The sequence below is a fragment of the Mesorhizobium sp. M7D.F.Ca.US.004.03.1.1 genome (assembly GCF_003998635.1).
Taxonomy (GTDB): Bacteria; Pseudomonadota; Alphaproteobacteria; order Rhizobiales; family Rhizobiaceae; genus Mesorhizobium; species Mesorhizobium loti.
Genome location: NZ_RZQG01000385.1, coordinates 1 through 5476, shown reverse-complemented (window position 1 = coordinate 5476; position 5476 = coordinate 1). Strand labels below are relative to the sequence as shown.

5 protein-coding genes are annotated in these 5476 nt (G+C 62.1%); 1 reads left to right on the top strand and 4 read right to left on the bottom strand.

Annotation, left to right across the window (positions count from 1 at the left end):
- The 4 genes from EN935_RS20575 to EN935_RS20560 all read right to left on the bottom strand — a co-directional run.
- The coding region (locus EN935_RS20575; protein WP_164771225.1) for an acyltransferase at positions 1-979 on the bottom strand (979 nt) is incomplete at its 3' end.
- Between the two features lie 407 nt (positions 980-1386).
- Complete coding sequence (locus EN935_RS20570) at positions 1387-2184, bottom strand: xanthine dehydrogenase family protein subunit M (RefSeq protein WP_127262552.1); 798 nt, start codon at positions 2182-2184, stop codon at positions 1387-1389.
- A gap of 12 nt (positions 2185-2196) precedes the next feature.
- Entirely contained in the window at positions 2197-4545 is a 2349-nt protein-coding gene (locus EN935_RS20565) for a xanthine dehydrogenase family protein molybdopterin-binding subunit (protein ID WP_127262551.1), read from the bottom strand.
- Positions 4546-4661: 116 nt separating this feature from the next.
- The gene (locus EN935_RS20560; RefSeq protein ID WP_127262550.1) at positions 4662-5162 is read right to left on the bottom strand and encodes a (2Fe-2S)-binding protein; all 501 of its coding nucleotides are present in this window, start codon (positions 5160-5162) and stop codon (positions 4662-4664) included.
- Between the two features lie 62 nt (positions 5163-5224).
- Between EN935_RS20560 and EN935_RS41475 the strand changes: the two genes are divergently transcribed.
- Positions 5225-5476: hypothetical protein (locus EN935_RS41475; protein ID WP_206534547.1), on the top strand; the 252-nt coding region annotated here is incomplete at its 3' end.

Below are 5476 nucleotides of genomic sequence, written 5' to 3'. Positions count from 1 at the left end.
GGTAGTAGCTGCAGAGCGCGCAGGCAAAGACGCCGGCCAGCATCGGGATCGGCGCGCTGCCTTGCTCATAGACGAATTTGTAGAACGGCTGCTGCCACAGATAGAGCGAGTACGACCACAGTCCCAGCGTTGCCATCGGCCAGGAGGACAGCAGTCCGGAAAAATAGCGCGGGCTGAAATCGAGCACATTGACGGCCAGAGCCAGCAGCGGCACTGCGAAGAGATAGTGGATCGGCGTCGGCACCGGATCGAGGAACAGCAGAACGGCGCAGATCGATGCCGCCAGGGCCACATGCTTGCCTCTCAAGACCGCCGGCAGCCTGCCATCGGCCTTGAGCAGGCAGATCGAAGCCGACAGCAGGATCGACGCGATGTGCACGTCGGTGCGCCAATAGGTGGTTTCGTAGTCCATCCCGAAGACCCAGTACGAAACCGCGCCGTTGGCCATGGCCAGAAAGGCCAGCGCCAGGAGCAGCACGACGACGCGAGAGCGGCTTGAGACGATGACGCTGATCAGCGCCAGGATGATATAGGCGTGCTCCTCGATGCAGAGCGACCATATATGGTCGAGCGCCCCTGCCCGCGTCACGAGAATGCCGGCATAATTGTAGGTGAATGTCAGCGCCGTCAGCGCCGCCTTCCATTTGAAGGCGATGAATGTGCCGGAGAGCGCAACCATCGCGACGACCACGAAGACCAGAAGCGCCGGATAGATGCGGGAAAAGCGGCGCTTGAAGAATTTCTTCAGCGGGTAGCGTTCGATGAACAGGATCTCGCCCATCAGCCGGCCGCTGAGCACGAAGAAGAATTCGACGCCCAGCACGCCGAGATTGATCCCGGGAACGGGAAAGAAATGGCCGATCAGCACCAGGGCGATCGACAGGCCGCGCCAGCCGTCGAGATAGGCCAGTCTTGTTCTGGCTGGTCTGTCGACGGCGGACCGGGATGGAACGGCATGCGTCGCGGAGATGTCGGTCATGCCGATCCTTTCGCATTAGGCATGCGAAAGGGCACGGCGGTACACGCCGAACCCGGCTCGCATTCCCGCCCCAGTTCATATTGCAGTGCAATATCACTTTGTGCAAGTGCGAGATCGCGGCCGGAACAGTTCCGGGCGAAGTATCGGCCGGAATTGCTTCAAGCAGAGAATTGCTGCACGGCGGCGATTCCATCAGCAACAGGACCACCACACACGAAAAAGGGCTCCGAGGGCCCCTTTCCTTGTCTGCAACTCATCGTGTCAGAAACTGTTTCGAAATTCGCTCTGGCGAGTCATATGGTGGTGGTTTCGAGAACCGGAGCGCAGCGGACATTTGGGTCCGTGAGCACCGGAAGCGCAGAAAACGCCATCAGATGGCCGCCAGAGTAGAGTTTCCAAACAGTTTCTCAGGCGTTGGCGGCAGCCACCGCCCGCTTGGCCATCACCGCGATCAGATTGGCGCGATAGTCGGCCGAGGCATGGATGTCGGTCATCAGATTCTTCGCCGGCACTTTCACGCCGTCGAGTGCCGAGGCCGCGAAATTCTTGGCCAATGCGGCCTCGATCTCCTTCGAGCGGAAGACGCCGTCGTCGCCGGCGCCGGTGACGGCGACGCTGACGCCATCCTTGCCTTTGGCCACGAACACGCCAACGATGGCATAGCGCGATGCCGGGTTGCGGAATTTTTCGTAAGCCGCCTTGGCCGGCGCGGTGAAGGTGACGGCGGTGACGATCTCACCGTCCTTCAACGACGTCTCGAACAGGCCCTTGAAGAACTTGTCGGCCGCGATCTGGCGCTTGTTGGTGACGATGGTGGCGCCCAACGCCAGCAGCGCCGCCGGATAATCGGCCGCTGGATCGTTGTTGGCGATCGAGCCGCCGATCGTCCCCTTGTGGCGCACCGCCGGATCGCCGATCAGCGATGCGAGATGGGCAAGCGCCGGACAGGCCTTCTTCAGCTTCTCGTCATTGGCAACGGCGTGATGCGTGGTGGCAGCGCCGATGGTGACGGTCTTGCCCGACACCTTGACGCCCTGCAGCTCCTTGATCCGCGACAGGTCGACAAGGTCGGAAGGTGCGGCGAGCCGCGTCTTCATCGCCGGGATCAGCGTCATGCCGCCCGAAAGCAGCTTGGCGTCACCCGTCTTGATCAGCTTGGCGGCATCAGTGACCGAGGCGGCGCGGTGATAATTGACCGAATACATGCTCGTTCCTCCTCAGTGTTTCGCCGCGCGGATCGCTGCCCACACTGTGGACGGCGAAGCCGGCATGGCAAGATCGTTGCTGCCGATGGCGTCGGTGATGGCGTTGATCACCGCCGGTGGCGAACCGATGGCGCCGGCCTCGCCACAGCCCTTGATGCCGAGTGGATTACCCGGGCACGGCGTGTTCGAGGTCGAGACCTTGAACGAAGGCAGGTCACTGGCGCGCGGCATGGTGTAGTCCATGTAGCTCGCGGTCAGCAGTTGGCCGCTGTTGTCATAGTGGGCGCCCTCGAGCAGCGCCTGGCCGATGCCTTGCGCCAGCCCGCCATGCACCTGACCCTCGACGATCATCGGGTTGATGATGTTGCCGAAATCGTCGGCGGCGACGAACTGGATGATCTCGGTCATGCCGGTTTCCGGATCGACCTCGACCTCGCAGATGTAGCAGCCGGCCGGGAAGGTGAAATTCGACGGATCGTAGAACGCCGTCTCCTTCAATCCCGGCTCCATGCCTCCCGGCAGATTGTGGGCGGTGTAGGCGGCGAGCGCCATCTGGAACCACGGCACGTTCTTGTCGGTGCCGGCGACCTTCAGGGTGCCGTTCTCGATGATGATGTCGCCTTCGTCGGCCTCGAGCAGGTGTGCTGCGATCTTCTTGGCCTTGGCCTCGACCTTGTCGAGCGCCTTGACGATCGCCGACATGCCGACCGCACCCGAGCGCGAGCCATAGGTGCCCATGCCCATCTGCACCTTGTCGGTGTCGCCATGGACGATCGAGACGGAATCAAGCGGCACGCCGAAGCGCTCGTTGACCAGTTGCGCGAAGGTCGTCTCGTGGCCCTGGCCGTGGCTGTGCGAGCCGGTCAGCACCTCGATCGTGCCGACCGCATTGACGCGCACCTCGGCACTTTCCCAAAGGCCGACGCCGGCGCCTAGCGAACCAACCGCGGCAGATGGCGCGATGCCGCAGGCCTCGATGTAGCAGCTCATGCCGATGCCGCGCAGTAGGCCCTTCCTGGCGGCGGCGGCCTTGCGCTTGGCAAAGCCGGCATAGTCCGACGCCTTCATCGCCGCGTCGAGCGAAGCCGCATAGTCGCCAGCGTCATAGCACATGATGACCGGCGTCTGGTGCGGGAACGAGGTGACGAAGTTCTTGCGCCGCAACTCGGCCGGCGAGATGCCGAACTGGCGGGCCGCGGTCTCCATCATGCGTTCCATGACGAAGGTCGCTTCCGGCCGCCCTGCCCCGCGATAGGCATCGACGGGTGCTGTGTTGGTGTAGATTGCCTTCACATTGGCGTGGATGGCGGGGATGTTGTACTGGCCCGACAGCAGCGTCGCATAGAGGTAGGTCGGCGTTGCCGACGAGAACAGCGACATGTAGGCGCCGAGATTGGCTTGGGTCTCGACCTTCAGGCCAACAATCTTGTGGTCCTCGTCGAAGGCCATTTCGGCATGGGTGTGATGGTCGCGGCCATGTGCGTCGGTGAGGAAGCTTTCGGTGCGGTCGGCCACCCATTTGACCGGCACGCCGGTTTTCTTCGACGCCCACAGGCAGACGATCTCTTCGGGATAGATGTAGATCTTCGAGCCGAAGCCGCCGCCGACATCGGGCGCAATCACGCGCAGCTTGTTTTCCGGCGCGACGTTGTAGAAGGCGCTCATCACCAGCCGCGCCACATGCGGGTTCTGCGAGGTCGTCCAGCAGGTGTAGTGATCCTCCGCCTTGTCGTAGTGGCCAAGTGCGGCGCGCGGCTCCATGGCGTTGGGCACCAGCCGGTTGTTGATGATGTCCATCGTGACAACATGGGCTGCCTTCTTGAAGGCGGCCGCCGTATCGTCGGCATTGCCGATGTCCCAGTCGAAGATCAGATTGTTGTCAGCCTCGGGGTGGATCTGCGGCGCGCCCTTGTCCATCGCCTTGGAGGCATCGACGACGGCCTTCAGCTCCTTGTAGGTGATCTCGACCGCCTCGGCGGCGTCACGCGCCTGCCCCTTGGTCTCGGCCACCACGACCACGACGGCATCGCCGACATAACGGACCCGGTCGAAAGCCAGTGGCGACCACGCCCCCATCTTCATCGGCGAGCCATCCTTGGAGTGGATCATCCAGCCGCAGATGAGGTTGCCGATGCCGTCGGCCTTGAGTTCCTTGCCGGTCAGCACGCCGATGACGCCGGGCATGCCTTGCGCCTTCTTGACGTCGATCTTCTTGATCTGCGCATGCGCGTGCGGACTGCGCACGAAGGCGGCATGCTTCATGCCGGGAACCACCATGTCGTCGACATAACGGCCGGCGCCGGTGATGAATCGTTTGTCTTCCTTGCGCGCGACCCGAGCGCCAACACCTTCAATGCCCATCAGAAATTCCTCCCGAAATGCTGAAATAGCGAATAGTGAGTAGCGAATAGCGAGTGGTGGAGATCGAGAGCCGCGTTCAGTCAGTGGAATACTGGCTATTCGCTACTCACTTCATCTCACGCAGCCTGTTTCGCCTTGCCCTTCGCCACCTTGGACATCGTCTTCGATGCGGCGAGGATCGCCTTGACGATGTTGTGGTAGCCGGTGCAGCGGCAAATGTTGCCTTCGAGCTCGGCGCGCACCGTCGCCTCGTCGAGGCCTTCGGGGTGGCGACTGATCATGTCGGTCGCCGTCATGATCATGCCCGGCGTGCAGAAACCGCACTGCAGCCCGTGATGTTCCTTGAAGGCGGCCTGCGCCGGATGCAGGTCGGCGCCATTGGCCAGGCCCTCGATCGTCACCACGGTCGAGCCGGAGGCCTGTACCGCGAGCATCGAGCAGGATTTGACCGCCTTGCCGTCGACATGGACGACGCAGGCGCCGCATTGCGAGGTATCGCAGCCGACATGCGTTCCGGTAAGGCCGAGATTTTCCCGCAAGAAGTGAACCAGAAGCGTTCGGTCCTCGGCAGCACCGCTGACCCGTTTTCCGTTCACCATCAACGAAACGTCCGACATGAATCCTCCCTGGGTATCAACCTTGGTCATCACGCTGCCGATGCGGTGTTGGCGCTTCGGTCATGCGTTATTCGTACACTGCACAACGAACAAAAAACAGCACGTCGCAAACGCGGCACATTGTACTTTCGGTCATGGCCAATCCCAAACGTGCAATCCCGGTCGCCCCATTGCCAAACTACCGATTGGGGACAACAATGTTGGTCGACGCTCGCGCGCCCGACGCGCAAAAAAATGCGTCGGAGGAAGTGCGGAGAATATCGCTGGCCAGTTCACGGACGCGCTATGCATGCGGCCTGTCGGCGCTCACCACG

What these genes read in the sequence shown, in the direction of transcription:
- EN935_RS20560 (WP_127262550.1), bottom strand. Translation starts at nt 5,162, where the DNA reads ATGTCGGACGTTTCGTTGATGGTGAACGGAAAACGGGTCAGCGGTGCT.
- EN935_RS20570 (WP_127262552.1), bottom strand. Translation starts at nt 2,184, where the DNA reads ATGTATTCGGTCAATTATCACCGCGCCGCCTCGGTCACTGATGCCGCC.
- EN935_RS20565 (WP_127262551.1), bottom strand. Translation starts at nt 4,545, where the DNA reads ATGGGCATTGAAGGTGTTGGCGCTCGGGTCGCGCGCAAGGAAGACAAA.